This is a genomic window from Brevibacterium iodinum ATCC 49514 (assembly GCF_900169265.1).
GTDB lineage: Bacteria > Actinomycetota > Actinomycetes > Actinomycetales > Brevibacteriaceae > Brevibacterium > Brevibacterium iodinum.
This window is the reverse complement of sequence record NZ_FXYX01000009.1, coordinates 15,893-31,201: the sequence shown is the minus strand read 5'-3', so window position 1 is coordinate 31,201 and position 15,309 is coordinate 15,893. Positions and strand designations below refer to the sequence as shown.

Sequence of the window (15,309 nt, the reverse complement as noted above, 5' to 3'; positions counted from 1 at the left end):
CACACACACTACTCGATAGTAGGACCGAGCGGTAGTTAAGTGCCGGGCTGACGGAGCGGGTGATGTCTCCTGCAGGTGGATCCACCTCGAAATCCGCGCTGAGATCGAGGCGGATGCACCCGCAGGAGACACGCCGACGGCCGTTGGTCGACAGCGAAGCACGCTGTCGACCGACGGCCGTTGAGCTGGTTGGTCCTCCCAGTTGAGGGAGAAGGTCGGACCACCCGCCGAGGGGGGAGGACCCCCGCCGATGCGGGAACCGGACCACCCGCCAAGTTCACCCTCCCGCGGAGGGCAGGATTGCCTCGGTGAGGGTGGGGCTCACTTGCGCTCGAGTTCCTCGAGGCTGGGGTAGATCGTCTCCTTCGGGGCGACTCCGTGGTTGCGGATGAGCAGGAAGTAGAGCACGAAGGTGACCACGATGCCCACGAGCCACGAGATGTCCGCGCCGCCGAGCTTCGCGACCAGCGGACCGGTGTAGAAGGACTGCGCGAGGAACGGGATCTGGACGACGACGCCGACTCCGTAGGCGACCAGCGCGCGCCAGTTCCATGCACCGTAGCGACCATGGCGGTCATAGAATGCGGGGATGTCGAAGCGGTCCTTCGAGATCAGGTAGTAGTCGGTGAGGTTGATGACGCTCCACGGGGTGAAGACCATGAGCAGTGCGAGCACGAAGTTCTTGAAGTTCGCGAGGAAGTCCGCTGAGGCCGCCAGCGCCACCAGCACGGTGAGCGCGACGATGCCGATGACGAAGACGGCGCGGGTCCAGCGGCGGATGGTCGCCTTGTTGCCGAAGGAGGTGAGGATCGTCAGCGTGCACATGAACGCACCGTAGGCGTTGAGGGTGTTGACGGTGAGCTTGCCCAGGAGGATGACGATGAAGATGAGGAATGCGAACACGCCGCCGCCGACGATGTCACCGACGTAGGCGACCTGGTTCTCGACGAATTCGTTGCCGGACTCCGTCATGGCGGCCGCACCGATGAGCGCGCCGAGGGTCATCGACCACTGCGAACCGATGACCGAACCGCCGAAGGTGAACCAGAAGGTCTTCGCTGCCGGGGTCGAGCGCGGCAGATACCGCGAATAGTCGGCGACGTAGGGGCCGTAGGTCAGCTGCCAGCCCACGGACAGAGCGATCGCGGAGAGGAAGGCGGGGAAGGCGAACGAGGAATTTGAGATCAGTCCGGGGACGTCGACCTGAGTGATCACGCAGTACGTGATGAACAGGAATCCGAGCAGGCCCGTGACCGACGAGATCCGTCCGAGCACGTGGATGTACTTGTACCCCAGAAGAGCCACCAGAGCGGTGAGCGCGCCGAAGATGACGATGCCGATCCACGGGGTCTGCGCGCCGATGATGAGGTTGACGGCCTGACCGGACAACACCGCGCCGGTCGAGGCGAAGCCGATGTACATGAGCACGACGAGCACGAGCGGGATGATCGCGCCGATGATGCCGAACTGCGCACGCGAGGAGATCATCTGCGGCAGACCCAGCTGCGGCCCCTGCGCCGAGTGCAGAGCCATGACGATGCCGCCGATGATGTTGCCGATGAGCAGGCCAATGATGGCCCACAGTGCATCGGCGCCGAAGACGACGGCCAGAGCCCCGTCGACGATGGCGGTGATCTGGGTGTTCGCACCGAACCACAGGGTGAACTGGGACCGTGGCGTTCCGTGACGCTCGGCGTCAGGCACCATCTCGATGGACCGCTTCTCGATCCCCGAACTGGTCGTACTTGCCATGATTTTCTCCTTTGAGTGATGAATCAGACTCAGTCAACACCCCAAGGCGATGAGAGACGAGACCCGAATCACATATTCTGTCCGATATTTCGGAACATCTGCGGGGTGGAATGAACGGCGGGGCTCAACGGCGAGTGAATTGCCCCTCAGCCCCGCCCCGATCGTAATCTCGGACGGATTTCTGTTCTGTTTCGCTGGATTCTCCGGCTTGTTTCAACCGACTGGTTAGGACAGAGAGCGCGCGATGATCGTCCGCTGGATCTCCGAGGAGCCTTCGTAAATGCGGTAGATCCGGGCATCGCGGACATAGCGCTCCAGCGGGAAGTCCCTGGTGAAGCCGTAGCCGCCATGGATCTGCAGGGCTTCGTCGGCGATGAAGGCCGCGGCTTCGGAGGCGGCGAGCTTCGCCGTCGCCGAGGAGCGGGTGAAGTCCACTCCGGCGTCGCGTTGTTCGGCGGCATCCATCGTCAGCAGCCACGCCGACCGGTACTTCGTGTACATGTCCGCGAGCTTGAATGCGATGCCCTGCAGGCGGCCCAGCGGCTTCCCGCTGATCTTGCGCTCGCCCGCCCACGCCACGGCGGCGTCGAGGGCGGCCTTGCCGATTCCCAGGCTCATCGCAGCCACCTCGATGCGACCACGGTCGAGCACGCGCATGGCTGTGGTGAAGCCCTCACCTGCGTCCCCGAGGAGGGCGTCCTCGGGCACGATCGTGTCGATGACGAACTCGTAGACTGGACTTCCCCGCAGACCCATCGTCTTCTCCGGGGGATTGAAGTCCAACCCCGCCCAGGCGGCCGCGGTGTCGACGATGAATGCGCTGATTCCCTTGTGGCCGGCATCGACGTCGGTCTTCGCGTAGACGATGATGAAGTCCGCGAAGCCGGCGTTGGTGATGAAGCACTTCGTGCCCTTGAGGTGCCAACCGCCGTCGACCCGTGTGGCCTTCGTCGACATCTCTGCCGGGTTGGACCCGGCTCCCGGCTCGGTGAGTCCGAAAGCTCCGATGACCTCGCCGGCAGCGGCCCGCGGCAGCCACGCTTCGCGCTGGGCGTCGGTGCCGCCGAGGAGGATCGAATCGGTGGCGAGGAACTGCGCGGTGACGATCGACGCTGTCGACGCGCACGCCTCAGTGATGGCGGCGACCATCTGGCTCATCGCCACCGATCCGACTCCGGGTCCGCCGAATTCCTCGGACAGGTTGAGCCCCATGACCCCCACCTCGGCGAGGGTCTTCAGGGTTTCCTCGGAGACGCGTTCGTTCGCGTCTGCGGAGGCCGCCTGCGGGGCGAGGACGTCCTTGCTGATCTGGGCGACGGCGTCGACGAGTTCCTGTTCGTCGGCGGTGATGTCGAAGGCCATGAGTGCTCCTTGGAGGTGGGGTGATCGTGAGGTGAAGAGGATGTGCGTGGAGGGAGGCGTCCGCGGGAGGAGCCGAATCCTTCGGCCCGCGGCTCAGTTCGCCGACTCGGTCGGTTCGGCCGAGTCCGTCGAATCCGTTGGGTCCGACGGCTTCGTCCGCCCCGCCTCGGCGAAGTCTGCATTGTGCTCGCCGAGGCGGGGCGCCGGAAGCACGGACGCGGGCCGCGCTCCGTTGACGAGGAGCGGATGGCCGAGGTAGGCATGGCCGGTGCGAGGGTCGGCGGCGGTGAGCCCGCGGTCGGCGCCGATCGGTCCGTCGACCGCCTCGGCGTAGTCGAGGACGGGGGAATTCGGGATCCCGGCGGCATCGAAGATCTCGCACAGCTCGGTCACGGTGCGCCTGCGGGTGAACTCTTCGATCTCGACGCGCAGCGCTTCGGCGTGCTCCGACCGCTGCCCGTCGGTGGCGAAGTGCGGATCGGTGGCCAGTTCCGGTTTGCCGAGGGTGCGGGCAAGCGTGCCGAAGAGTCGGTCGTTGGCCACAGCGATCACGAGCAGCCCATCGGCTGCGCGGTAGGTGTCGAAGGGCGCCGAGACCGGGTGGCGGTTGCCGACCCGGGTGGGAGCGGATCCGGCGGAGTGGATGGAGGCGTTCGTCGGCTGCATGGCGAGCATGACGTCGAGCATCGGGATGTCGATATGGGCGCCTTCGCCGGTCATCTTCCGGTGGAAGAGCGCCGACGAGATGCCGAAGGCGGCGAAGACTCCGGCGGAGACGTCGGCGATCGATTCTCCGACTCGGGTGGGGGAGCCGTCGGGGAAGCCGGTCGAGGCCATGAGGCCGCTAAGGGCCTGGATGACCGTGTCGTAGGCGGGACGTCCCGCCTGGCTGCCGGCCTGCCCGAAGCCGGAGATCGACGCGTAGACGATATCGGGCTTCACGGCCCTGAGGTCCTCATAGGACAAGCCGAGCTTTGCGGCGACTCCGGGACGGAAGTTCTCCACGACGACATCGCAGGTCGTGATGAGGTCGAGCAGGTGAGCGTGGTCTTCCGGGTCCTTGAGATCGGCCTCGATCGAGCGCTTGCCGCGGTTGAGTCCGGTGAAGTACGTCGACCCGGAATCGGTGAAGGGTCCGAGATGTCGGGAATCGTCTCCGTGGCCGGGCATCTCGATCTTGATGACCTCGGCGCCCTGGTCGGCGAGCATCGCCGTGGCGTAGGGACCGGCGAGGACTCGGGAGAAATCGGCGACCCGAACCCCGGTCAGCAGCTGCTTCGTTGCGTTCATGATCCTCATCCTCGGCGCTCACCTGGGCGAAGACAACGGGGTCTCCCCGGAATTCGTCCGAGGTGTCGGACGGACGGGTACGCAGTCTGGGCTGGGCTGGAGTCGCGACGGTCTCGGTCGCCGGAGTCGAGGAGAGTTCCGGACGTTCCGTGCGGGAAATGGGTGTCTGTTCCCGCACGGAACGTCCGGAACTCAGTTCTGCCTTGAAAAGATCAGGCTCAGGAGGGGTGAGTCTCAGGCGACGCGTTCGAAGACGGCGGCCATTCCCTGACCGCCGCCGATGCACATGGTCTCGAGGCCGTAGCGCGATTCGCGGCGATCCATCTCGCGCAGCAGGGTGGCGAGGATGCGGCCACCGGTCGCGCCGACCGGGTGGCCCAGTGAGATGCCCGAGCCGTTGACGTTGAGACGCTCGGCGAAGTCGGATTCGGACAGCTTCCATTCGGTCGTGCAGGCGAGCACCTGCGCCGCGAATGCCTCGTTGAGTTCGATGAGGTCGATATCGCCGAGTTCGAGACCCGCACGCTGCAGTGCCTTCGCGGTCGCGGGGACCGGACCGATGCCCATCGTCTTCGGCGGCACTCCGGCCACCGCCCAGCTGCGCATGCGGGCGAAGACCCGCAGACCCAGCTCGGCGGCCTTGGCCGCGGTGGTGACGATGCACAGGGCGGCACCATCGTTCTGGCCCGAGGCATTGCCCGCGGTCACCGTGGACTCATCGTCGGACTTCCCGAGCATCGGCTTGAGCTTCGCGAGCTTCTCGACCGTCGAGCCGGGGCGGATGTGTTCGTCGGTCGTGATGACCTGTTCGGGGGTCTTCCGGGTGGCCGGCAGCGTGATCGGCACGATCTCGTCGGCGAACTTCCCTTCTTCCGTCGCCGAGGCGGCCCGACGATGCGATTCGACCGCGTAGGCGTCCTGGTCCTCGCGTGAGATCTTGTATTCCCGACGCAGGTTCTCCGCGGTTTCGATCATTCCGCCGGGCACCGGGTAGTCGTTGCCGCCTGCGGTGAGGCGGCCGCGGACGAGACCGTCCTTGAGCTCGATGTTGCCGCCCTTGACACCCCACCGGATGTCCTCGTTGAAGAACGGTGCGCGGCTCATCGACTCGACGCCGCCGGCAACGACGAGGTCGGCGAAGCCGGTTGAGATCATCGCGTGGGCGTCGGCGATCGCCTGCAGGCCGGAGCCGCAGCGACGGTCGACCTGGCGGCCGGGAACGGTGATCGGCAGTCCCGCATTGAGGGCGACGACGCGGCCGATCGCCGGAGTCTCCATGTGCGGATAGCAGTTGCCGAGGACGACATCATCGATGACGTCACCGGGCAGGGAGGTCTTCTCGAGCAGCGCGGTGAGCACCTGCCGGCCGAGTTCCTCATGTGGAACGTCCTTGAACTGTCCGCCGAATCCGCCCACGGGGGAGCGGAGAGGTTCGCAGATGACGATGTCTTCGGACACGGAGTCTCCCTTTGGGTTGTGATCGAGCCCTCCTGCCGCGGCGGTGGGGCATCGATCCCTTCGGCATCACTGCCGATGCTGATATCAATACATTCTGATTTATGAACATAACTGAATAGATCGCCCGAGACAAGAGGTCGTCTCAATGAATGGGTATCCGGACGCGCATCAGATGGTCGGCGGGCGCGTGGGCGGCGAACAAAGGTGGGGTCGGTCGCGTCGGCGACGGACGTGGAGGTTTTCCGAACGGCGGTGAGACCGGCCGAGCTCAGCGGACGGTCGGCAGGACCGTCTCGGCGACATCGAGGACCGTATTCAGGGCTGCATCCTGCTGGTCGAGGCGGTACGCGAGGTGCAGCTGGGTGGCCTCATTCGGCAGGTCGAGCGGCACCGCGGAGACCCGCGAATCGTAGCCGGCGGCGACGGAGTCGAACGTGATCGTCACGCCCATCCCGGCGGCCACGAGCGCGGAGATCGACTGCGAGTCGGGGGCTTCCTGGACCGTGCGCGGACTGAACCCGGCATCGAGGCACAGGCGCATGGCGGTCTCGCGTAGGTTCGAATTCGGCCGCGCGGGCAGGAGGACGAAGGGCTCATCGGCGAGCTCGGCGACGCCGATCTTCTTTCGCTTCGCCAGTCGGTGCGAACTCGGCATGGCGACGCAGGGGCGCTCGATCGCGACGGGGCGTCCGGCGATGAGCGGGGGCCGCCGGCGCCAACGGACAAGGGCGAGATCGAGCGTGCCGTCCATGATCCTCTCGAGACCCTCGTCGGCATAGACGGTCGACTCGAGGTGGAAGGTGATTCCCGGACTGCGTTCGTGTGAGGCGGCCACGAGGGTGGCTGCCAGGTCGCGGGAAGACGGGTGCGAATACCCGAAGCGAACCCGGCCGACCTCACCGCTGGAGGAGCGGTGGACGGATTCGATCGCGGCCTGCTGGGTCGCGAGCATGTGTTTGGCCGGCTCGAGCAGGGCCTCGCCTGCGGGGGAGAGGCTGACCGAGCGGGTCGTGCGTTGGAACAGGGAGGCGCCGAGGTCGGTCTCCAGAGAGCGGATGGTGCGGCTCAGCGGGGGCTGGGCCATGCCGAGGCGTTCGGCGGCGCGGCCGAAGTGGAGTTCCTCGGCGACTGCGACGAAGGCGCGGATCTGCTGCAGCTCCATGGACGATCTCCCTCGTCAGGCGTTCGAGCGGTCGGACATGCGGGTGGCCATCATTATTGCATGCTGGGTAATCAATGCCTGAGCTGTTTTATAGCGGTCGGCAATGGGGTGTGCGGCGCATACTCGAGCGCGTCCGAAATATCGGACAGAACTTGATCCGGACCACTTCCGCGATCCTCTCCAGCCGCCAGAATGGGATGTGTAGTCAGAGCAGACAGCGCAGGACGGGCCGATAGTCGGTTTCCTGCCGAACCCGCAGACCAGTATCCGCGTTGTCGGACACAGCGACAAGGAGAATCCCATGACCACCAAGCCGTCGTTCACCCAGCACGACCCGTCCCGCGTCATCCGTGCCGACCGCGGAACCGAGATCACCGCGAAGTCCTGGCAGACCGAAGCACCAAAGCGCATGCTCATGAACAACCTCGACCCCGAGGTCGCCGAACGTCCCGAGGACCTCGTCGTCTACGGCGGCACCGGTCGCGCCGCCCGCTCCTGGGAAGCCTACGATGCGATCGTGCGCACCCTCGACGACCTCGAGGACGACGAGACCCTGCTCATCCAGTCGGGCAAGCCCGTCGGCGTCATGCGCACCCACGAATGGGCCCCGCGCGTGCTCATCGCCAACTCCAACCTCGTCGGAGACTGGGCCAACTGGGAGCACTTCCGCGAGCTCGAAGCCGAAGGCCTGATGATGTACGGCCAGATGACCGCCGGGTCCTGGATCTACATCGCCACCCAAGGCATCCTCCAGGGCACCTACGAGACCTTCGGCGCCATCGCCCGCAAGCGCTTCGACGGCACCCTCGCCGGAACCCTGACCATCACCGCCGGCTGCGGCGGAATGGGCGGAGCCCAGCCGCTGTCCGTGACCCTCAATGGCGGCGCCTGCCTCATCATCGACGTCGACAAGACCCGCCTCGATCGCCGCAAGGGCAAGCGCTACCTCGACGAAGTCGAAACCGACCTCGACACCGCACTTGCCAAGGTCATCGAAGCGAAGAAGAACAAGCAGGCCCTGTCCGTCGGACTCGTCGGAAACGCCGCGGAGATCCTCCCGCTCATCCTCGACCGCCCCGAGGCTGCTGAAGTCGACATCGTCACCGACCAGACCTCGGCCCACGACCCGCTGTCCTACCTGCCGGTGGGCGTGAGCGTCGACGACTGGCACGAAGAGGCCGAGCAGGATGCGGAGAAGTTCACCATCCGCGCCGAAGAATCCATGGCCAAGCACGTGAAGGCCATGGTCGAATTCCAGGATCGCGGCGCCGAGGTCTTCGACTACGGCAACTCGATCCGCGACGAAGCTCGCAAAGCCGGCTATGACCGTGCCTTCGAATTCCCGGGCTTCGTCCCCGCCTATATCCGCCCCCTCTTCTGCGAGGGACTCGGACCGTTCCGCTGGGTGGCTCTGTCGGGCGACCCGAAGGACATCGAGGTCACCGACCAGGCTCTCAAAGAGCTCTTCCCCGACAACGAACACCTCCACACTTGGCTCGACGCCGCCAACGAATACGTCGAGTTCGAAGGCCTGCCGGCCCGCATCTGCTGGCTCGGATACAAGGAACGCCACCAGGCCGGTCTGCTGTTCAACCAGCTCGTGGCCGAAGGCAAGATCTCGGCCCCGATCGTCATCGGCCGTGACCACCTCGACTCCGGTTCCGTCGCCAGCCCCTACCGCGAGACCGAATCGATGCTCGACGGCACAGATGCCGTGGCCGACTGGCCGCTGCTCAACGCCCTGGTCAACACCTCCTCGGGGGCGACCTGGGTGTCGATCCACCACGGCGGCGGCGTCGGCATCGGCCGCTCCATCCACGCCGGACAGGTCTCCGTGGCCGACGGCACCGAGCTGGCCGCTCAGAAACTGGCACGCTTGCTCACGAACGACCCGGGCATGGGCGTCATCCGCCACGTCGATGCCGGTTACGAGCGCGCCTCCGAGGTGGCTGAGGAGCGCGGTCAGCGCGTGCCGATGATCCCCGAGCTCGACAAGCGTGACGAGGAATCCGCCGCACAGTGAGCAGTCTGCGGCGTCGCGTCGACGGGCGCTGCGTCGACGGGCGCGGTCGCGGCTGAAGCGGGCACTTTGGTACGGGCTGTTCTGAATTGCTCACGTTCCTCGGTGGGCATTTCAGGACAGGGTGTACCAAACGTGGAATCCGCGCTGCAGTAAGGGCGCCGAATAGCTCGAGAAAAGTCGAGCAGCACTGATTTGAAACAGTGCTGCTCGACTTTTTGTGTGCCGCGGGCGGTTGCCGACCGCGAGTCGCGAGGTGCGCCGCCGCTCTGCTTGTCGGCAGATCGCGTGCACCGCTGGTCTGTTGCGCCGGACGGCAGATCGCGTGCGGTGGCGTTGAACCTCTTCGTGCCAGGCAGCTGCCCTCACCCACTGTCCGAAATATCGGACAATTATCTGCGGGAGAGGTTCTGCCCCTCCACCGAGCGGTCCATACTGAGAGGGAATCATTCTCGATCGGAAAGGCCCGACTCGCCATGCAGCTCATCACCGGCATCAGCGAACTCGTCGTCAACGACCTCGACACCCTCGGCGAGCTGGGCATCATCACCGATGCCGCGCTGCTTATCGACAACGGTCGGATCGTCTGGTCGGGGCCGTCCGCACAGGCGGACACGGCGGTGCAGAACTACCTCGGTGAGGGTGCCGGACCGAATCTGAACGACGATGACATCGCCAACGGGGAAGTGACCTCGGCGAATGACCTCAGCGGACTCGAAACGATCGACCTCGGCGGCAAAGCCGTCATCCCCGGCTTCGTCGACAGCCACAACCACCTCATCTTCGCCGGTGATCGGTCCGAGGAATTCGCGGCCCGGATGGCCGGGCAGAAGTACTCGGCCGGGGGCATCGCCACTACCGTGGCCGCCACCCGCGCAGCGACGGAATCCGAACTCGAGGCGAACCTCGTCCACCTGCTCGATCAGGCCAAGCGGCAGGGAACGACGACGTTCGAGATCAAATCCGGCTACGGGCTGACCGTGCCCGACGAGATCCAGGCACTCGACATCATCAACCGGCACACCGAGGAATCGACCCTCATCGCCGCGCACGTCGTCCCGCCTGAATTCAAAGAGAACCCGGAAGGCTACGTCGACCTCGTCATCGACGAGATCATCCCGGCCGCGGCCGGGAAGGCAAAGTGGATCGACGTGTTCTGCGAAACCGGTGCCTTCACTGAGGACCAGGCGCGGCGGATCATCGAAGCCGGCAGAGCCGTTGGCATGAAACCGCGGCTGCACGCCAATCAGCTCACCGAAGGCGGGGCGCTCAAGCTCGGCGCGGAACTCGGCTGCGTGTCCGTCGACCATGCGACCTTCGCCTCCGATGAGGACCTCGCCGTCCTCGCCGAGGCGGGCACCGTCGTCACCCTGCTGCCGAGCATCGAATTCTCCACCCGCCAGCCCTACCCGGATGCGCGCCGCTACGTCGACGCGGGAGTGCGGCTTGCGATCGCCAGCGACTGCAATCCCGGGTCAGGGTTCTCCAACAGCATGCCGTTCGTCATCGCCATCGGCGTCCGGGACATGCACTTCACCGTCGAACAGGCGGTGTGGGCAGCGACAGCCGGCGGCGCCAACGCCCTGCAGCGCACCGATGTCGGCCACCTCGGAGTGGGGGCCCGCGCCGACCTGGCCATCCTCGACGCACCCAGCTACCGCCACCTGGCTTACCGGCCCGGTGTGCAGCTGGTCGAACGCGTCTACTCCGGCGGTGAGCTCATCGTCGACAATCGACCCCGCGACTGAACCACCTACGCACGAGCACAGCGCGTCGACGGCGAGGAACCACCTCGGCGCCGGCGTATGAGAACTTCATCCACGACTCAGACATCACACTGACGCACTTACAGAAAGGCACACGATGACCACATTCATCGATCTCGACCCCGATACGCTGACCTTCGCCGAGGTGGTCGACGTCGCCCGCAACGACGCGAAGGTCTCCCTGTCCGAAGCCACCCTGGCCCGGGTGAACAAGTACCGCGAGGCCATTGACGCCCTCGCTCAGGCGGAGAAGCCCGTCTACGGAGTCTCGACCGGATTCGGCGCGCTCGCGCAGCGCCACATCCCCGCCGAACAGCGCACCCAGCTGCAGAAGTCCCTCATCCGCTCCCACGCCGCCGGCGTCGGCGAACCCGTCGAACGCGAGGTCGTGCGCGCCCTCATGCTGCTGCGCGCCCGCACCCTGGCCACCGGTCGGGCCGGCGTCCGCGCTGAAGTCCTCCAGACCTACGTCGACCTGCTCAACTCCGGTATCACTCCGGTCGTCCACGAGTACGGCTCGCTCGGCTGCTCCGGTGACCTCGCACCACTGTCGGCATGCGCACTCGTAGTCATGGGCGAAGGCGTGGCCGAAGGACCCGACGGAGTGGCCGGGCCGGCCGACGAGATCCTCGCTGCCGCCGGAATTACCCCGGTGACATTGGCCGAGAAGGAAGGCCTCGCTCTCGTCAACGGCACCGACGGCATGCTCGGCATGCTCATCATGGCCCTGACCGACTTGGAGAACCTGCTCACTGCCGTCGACGTGTCGGCGGCCATGAGCATCGAAGGACTCTTCGGCACCGACGCCGTATTCGCCCCCGAGCTCCACTACGCACTGCGCCCGCATGACGGTCAGGCCGCCTCGGCCGCGAACATGCTCGCCTCGCTCAAGGACTCGGACATCACCGCCAGCCACCGTGACTCCACCCACCTCGTTCAGGACGCGTATTCGATGCGCTGTGCCCCGCAGGTCAACGGTGCCGCTCGCGATGCCGTCGCCTTCGCCACCCAGGTGGCCGAACGCGAACTGCGTGCCGCCATCGACAACCCCGTGGTGCTCACCAACGGAATGGTGTCCTCGAACGGCAACTTCCACGGTGCGCCCCTGGCCCATGCCCTGGACTTCCTCGCCATCGTCGCCGCAGACGTCGCCTCGATGTCCGAACGCCGCACCGACCGGATGATGGATGTCGCCCGCAATCAGAATCTCACCCCATTCCTCGCCGATGATGCCGGCGTCGATTCGGGACTGATGATCGCCCACTACACGCAGGCGGCCATGGTCTCCGAGGCCAAGCGCAACGCCAGCCCCGCCTCGGTGGATTCGATCCCGTCCTCCGCCATGCAGGAAGACCACGTGTCCATGGGCTGGTCAGCGGCACGCAAACTGCGGAAGGTCGTCGACAACCTCGCTTCGGTCATCGGCATCGAGTTCTACGCCGCCTCTCGCGCCTGCGATATGCGCGAGGCGGCCCCGGCGCCGGTGACCGGCGCCGTGATCGCGGCCATCCGTGAGACCGTGCCCGGGCCCGGCCCCGACCGCTTCCTCTCGCCCGAACTCGCCGAGACCATCGCGAAGGTCAAGGACGGATCCCTCGTCGCGGCCGCTGAGTCGGTCACCCCGCTGACCCACACCGTCACCGAGGCGGCCGGAACCTGGCAGCCGGTCGGCGGAGGACCCGCCGTCGACGATCCCGAGTTCACGGCACTGGGCAACCTCGACGCCGCCGCTGAAGCCTCGGGCACCGCGGCCGCCACCACCCGCCAGAACTGAATCCGGCTCGGGATCAGTCCCACTTGAGAGTGAACGGAGTGACATGAGCACAAGCGGTGTCGTCTCACTGCTGCGCCAGATCGAGGGCACCGGCCGCGATACCCGCGGACCCGGCTACCAGCGGCCTGGATTCTCTGCCGTCGAGCGGGACCTGCGTGACTGGTTCCTCGCCGAAGCGGCCCGCCGCGGCCTCGACACGGAGATCGACGCCAACGGCATCACCTGGGCGTGGGCCACTCCGCCCGGAGACGATGCCGTCGTCACCGGCTCCCACCTTGACTCCGTCCCCGGCGGTGGTGAGTTCGATGGACCCCTCGGTGTCGCCTCGGCGCTCGCGGCCTTCGATGAACTCAAGGCATCGGGCGCTCTTGAGAAAGCCGCTCGGCCACTGGCCCTGGCCGTGTTCCCCGAGGAAGAGGGCTCACGCTTCGGCGTCGCCTGCCTCGGCTCCCGTCTGCTCACCGGCGCCATCGAGGTCGACCGGGCGCTCGGGCTCAAGGACGCTGCCGGCGACACCTTCGCCGACGTCGCCCGTGGCTATGGCCTCGACCCTGAACGGATCGGGCGTGACCAGTCTCGGCTGGCCGGAATCGGTTCCTTCATCGAACTCCATGTCGAACAGGGCATCGGTCTGATCAACACTGACCAGGCCGTTGCCATCGGGTCGTCGATCATCGGTCACGGCCGCTGGCACTTCGCGTTCTCGGGCCAGGGCAACCATGCGGGGACGACGCCGATGAGCCATCGCGCCGACCCCGTTGTCGCCGCATCCCGTGTGATCGGTGATATTCCGACCCTAACGGCCGCCACTGACGCGGGTGCCGTGGCGACCGTGGGTCGCACCCTCATCCACCCGGGCGGAACGAATGTCATCGCCTCGGCCATGAGCTTCTGGCTCGACATTCGCCACCCCGACGATGCCGTCGTCCAACAGGTGCTCGAGGCGATCAGCCAACGCGCCGAAGTGCACAGCGCCGACTCCGGGGTCGAGGTGACCATCTCCCAAGAGTCCTATTCGCCGACGACCCTGTTCACCGCTGAACTCAACTCACGGCTGACCTCGGTGCTGCCGGATGCTCCGCTGCTGCCCTCGGGCGCCGGACACGATGCGGGAATCCTTGCCCCGCATGTGCCCTCAGCGATGCTTTACGTGCGCAACCCCACCGGCGTCTCGCACGCTCCGGAAGAAGCCTGCGAAGCCGATGACCAGCGCGCCGGGGTCATGGCTCTGGCCAAGGTGCTGGCCCGCGAACTCCGCATCGAAGAGGCATTCGCCGCCAGCGCTGCAGGTGGTCCGACGGCAGGGGGTGCACGATGAGCACCCGCTATTGGTGCGAATCCGCCTGGGTCGACGGGGCGACCGCCCACGGGGTGCTGCTGACCGCCGACGACACCGGCACACTCACCGCCGTCGAAACCGGAATCGACACCGCACCCTCCGACGCCGAGGCGGTTCCTGGCTTCGTCCTGCCCGGCGGGGTCAATGCTCATTCCCATGCCTTCCACCGCATGCTGCGCGGCCGCACCCACGGTGACGGCGGAACGTTCTGGACGTGGCGCGAAGTCATGTATTCCGTCGCAGCGAAACTCGATCCTGCATCGTACGAATCCGTCGCCCGCGCCGTCTTCGCCGAGATGCTCGCTGGCGGATACACCTCGGTCGGCGAGTTCCACTATGTCCACCACGCACAGGACGGGACACCGTACGGCAGTGAGCGTCCCTGCGGGGACGCGGAAGACGCTTCTGACGGCGTACTCGATTCCTCTCGCGCTCACGCGATGGAACGGGCGCTGGCACGGGCGGCCGCCTCGGCGGGGATCCGAATCCGACTGCTCGACACGTGCTACCTCACCGGTGCCATCGACGCTGAGCTCTCGGCCGAACAGGCCCGATTCGGCGATGGCACGATCGACGGATACATGGACCGGCACGCGGACCTCATCGATACGTTCGCCGAGGAATTCCCCGTCAACGCTCCAGGTGAGAGCTTCGTCCAGGTCGGAGCGGCGATCCATTCGATCCGCGCGGTCCCGGCAGCGAATCTGCCGCGTTTCGCCGAACTGACCGGACCCGTGCACGTGCACCTGTCCGAGCAGCCGGCAGAGAACGAAGCGTGCCAGGAGGCCTATGGCGCCAGCCCCACCGAGGTGCTCGCCCGCTCCGGAGTCGTCGACGAACGACTCTCGGCCGTCCATGCCACTCATCTCAGCGACGAGGACATTGCGATCCTCGGCGGCAATCGGTCGACGATCGTCATGTGTCCCTGTACCGAGGCGGACCTTGCCGACGGCATCGGCCCGGCCCGCGAGCTCGCCGATGCTGGTGCTGTGATCTCGCTCGGCTCCGACCAGCACGTCGTCCTCGATGCCCTCCGCGAAACCCAGGGCCTCGAGGCGGGGGAGCGACTGCGCTCCGGCCAGCGCGGAAGGTTCTCTCCGGCTGAACTCATCACTGCCCTCACCGCAGGCGGGGCGCACAGCCTCGACCTGCCGGTCGGCGCCCTCGAGGTCGGCAAGGCCTGCGATTTCGTGGCCCTGCGCACCGACAGTATGCGCACTTTGGGGTCATTGGACGAGCAGATCATCCTCACGGCCAGCGCGAGCGATGTGCACCTGACCGTCAGCGGCGGCAGGGTCCGCGTGCGCGACGGAGTGCATGCCGAGCTCGGCGATATCGCGGACCTCTACCGGCAGGCATTCGCCGCCTTGGAGATGGAGGACTGAG

The 15,309-nt window shown here is 66.3% G+C and carries 10 protein-coding genes; 5 read left to right on the top strand and 5 right to left on the bottom strand.

The window, feature by feature from the left end; translation table 11 throughout:
* Nucleotides 1-321 precede the first annotated feature (321 nt).
* The 5 genes from BI49514_RS08140 to BI49514_RS08120 form a co-directional block, all read right to left on the bottom strand.
* Nucleotides 322-1,752: a purine-cytosine permease family protein gene (locus tag BI49514_RS08140; protein WP_101545939.1), complete on the bottom strand. Its 1,431-nt coding sequence runs from the start codon at nucleotides 1,750-1,752 to the stop codon at nucleotides 322-324.
* 225 nt (nucleotides 1,753-1,977) lie between these two features.
* Nucleotides 1,978-3,114, bottom strand: a complete 1,137-nt coding sequence (locus tag BI49514_RS08135; RefSeq protein ID WP_101545937.1) for an acyl-CoA dehydrogenase family protein — start codon at nucleotides 3,112-3,114, stop codon at nucleotides 1,978-1,980.
* A 93-nt stretch (nucleotides 3,115-3,207) separates the two neighbouring features.
* On the bottom strand, nucleotides 3,208-4,404 hold the full coding sequence (locus tag BI49514_RS08130; protein WP_101545935.1) for a CaiB/BaiF CoA transferase family protein: 1,197 nt from the start codon (nucleotides 4,402-4,404) through the stop codon (nucleotides 3,208-3,210).
* Between the two features lie 234 nt (nucleotides 4,405-4,638).
* Nucleotides 4,639-5,862: an acetyl-CoA C-acetyltransferase gene (locus BI49514_RS08125; RefSeq protein WP_101545933.1), complete on the bottom strand. Its 1,224-nt coding sequence runs from the start codon at nucleotides 5,860-5,862 to the stop codon at nucleotides 4,639-4,641.
* 268 nt (nucleotides 5,863-6,130) lie between these two features.
* On the bottom strand, nucleotides 6,131-7,024 hold the full coding sequence (locus BI49514_RS08120) for a LysR family transcriptional regulator (protein ID WP_101545931.1): 894 nt from the start codon (nucleotides 7,022-7,024) through the stop codon (nucleotides 6,131-6,133).
* A 301-nt stretch (nucleotides 7,025-7,325) separates the two neighbouring features.
* Between BI49514_RS08120 and hutU the strand changes: the two genes are divergently transcribed.
* The 5 genes from hutU (at nucleotide 7,326) to BI49514_RS08095 (ending at nucleotide 15,308) form a co-directional block, all read left to right on the top strand.
* Nucleotides 7,326-9,047 carry a urocanate hydratase gene (hutU, locus tag BI49514_RS08115; protein ID WP_101545929.1) on the top strand — a complete coding sequence of 574 codons (1,722 nt, stop codon included), beginning with the start codon at nucleotides 7,326-7,328 and terminating at the stop codon, nucleotides 9,045-9,047.
* 473 nt (nucleotides 9,048-9,520) lie between these two features.
* Nucleotides 9,521-10,792, top strand: a complete 1,272-nt coding sequence (gene hutI / locus BI49514_RS08110; RefSeq protein ID WP_101545927.1) for an imidazolonepropionase — start codon at nucleotides 9,521-9,523, stop codon at nucleotides 10,790-10,792.
* 115 nt (nucleotides 10,793-10,907) lie between these two features.
* A complete protein-coding gene (gene hutH / locus BI49514_RS08105) occupies nucleotides 10,908-12,584 on the top strand; it encodes a histidine ammonia-lyase (protein ID WP_101545926.1) in 1,677 nt (558 codons plus the stop codon).
* Nucleotides 12,585-12,627: 43 nt separating this feature from the next.
* Complete coding sequence (locus tag BI49514_RS08100; RefSeq protein ID WP_101545924.1) at nucleotides 12,628-13,902, top strand: allantoate amidohydrolase; 1,275 nt, start codon at nucleotides 12,628-12,630, stop codon at nucleotides 13,900-13,902.
* The gene (locus tag BI49514_RS08095; RefSeq protein WP_101545922.1) at nucleotides 13,899-15,308 is read left to right on the top strand and encodes a formimidoylglutamate deiminase; all 1,410 of its coding nucleotides are present in this window, start codon (nucleotides 13,899-13,901) and stop codon (nucleotides 15,306-15,308) included. The genes BI49514_RS08100 and BI49514_RS08095 overlap by 4 nt, the downstream gene beginning before the upstream one ends.
* Nucleotide 15,309 lies beyond the last annotated feature (1 nt).

Coding starts and splice junctions, on each gene's coding strand:
- BI49514_RS08140 (WP_101545939.1), bottom strand. CDS start 1,752: ATGGCAAGTACGACCAGTTCGGGGATCGAGAAGCGGTCCATCGAGATG.
- BI49514_RS08135 (WP_101545937.1), bottom strand. CDS start 3,114: ATGGCCTTCGACATCACCGCCGACGAACAGGAACTCGTCGACGCCGTC.
- BI49514_RS08130 (WP_101545935.1), bottom strand. CDS start 4,404: ATGAACGCAACGAAGCAGCTGCTGACCGGGGTTCGGGTCGCCGATTTC.
- BI49514_RS08120 (WP_101545931.1), bottom strand. CDS start 7,024: ATGGAGCTGCAGCAGATCCGCGCCTTCGTCGCAGTCGCCGAGGAACTC.
- hutU (WP_101545929.1), top strand. CDS start 7,326: ATGACCACCAAGCCGTCGTTCACCCAGCACGACCCGTCCCGCGTCATC.
- hutI (WP_101545927.1), top strand. CDS start 9,521: ATGCAGCTCATCACCGGCATCAGCGAACTCGTCGTCAACGACCTCGAC.
- hutH (WP_101545926.1), top strand. CDS start 10,908: ATGACCACATTCATCGATCTCGACCCCGATACGCTGACCTTCGCCGAG.
- BI49514_RS08100 (WP_101545924.1), top strand. CDS start 12,628: ATGAGCACAAGCGGTGTCGTCTCACTGCTGCGCCAGATCGAGGGCACC.
- BI49514_RS08095 (WP_101545922.1), top strand. CDS start 13,899: ATGAGCACCCGCTATTGGTGCGAATCCGCCTGGGTCGACGGGGCGACC.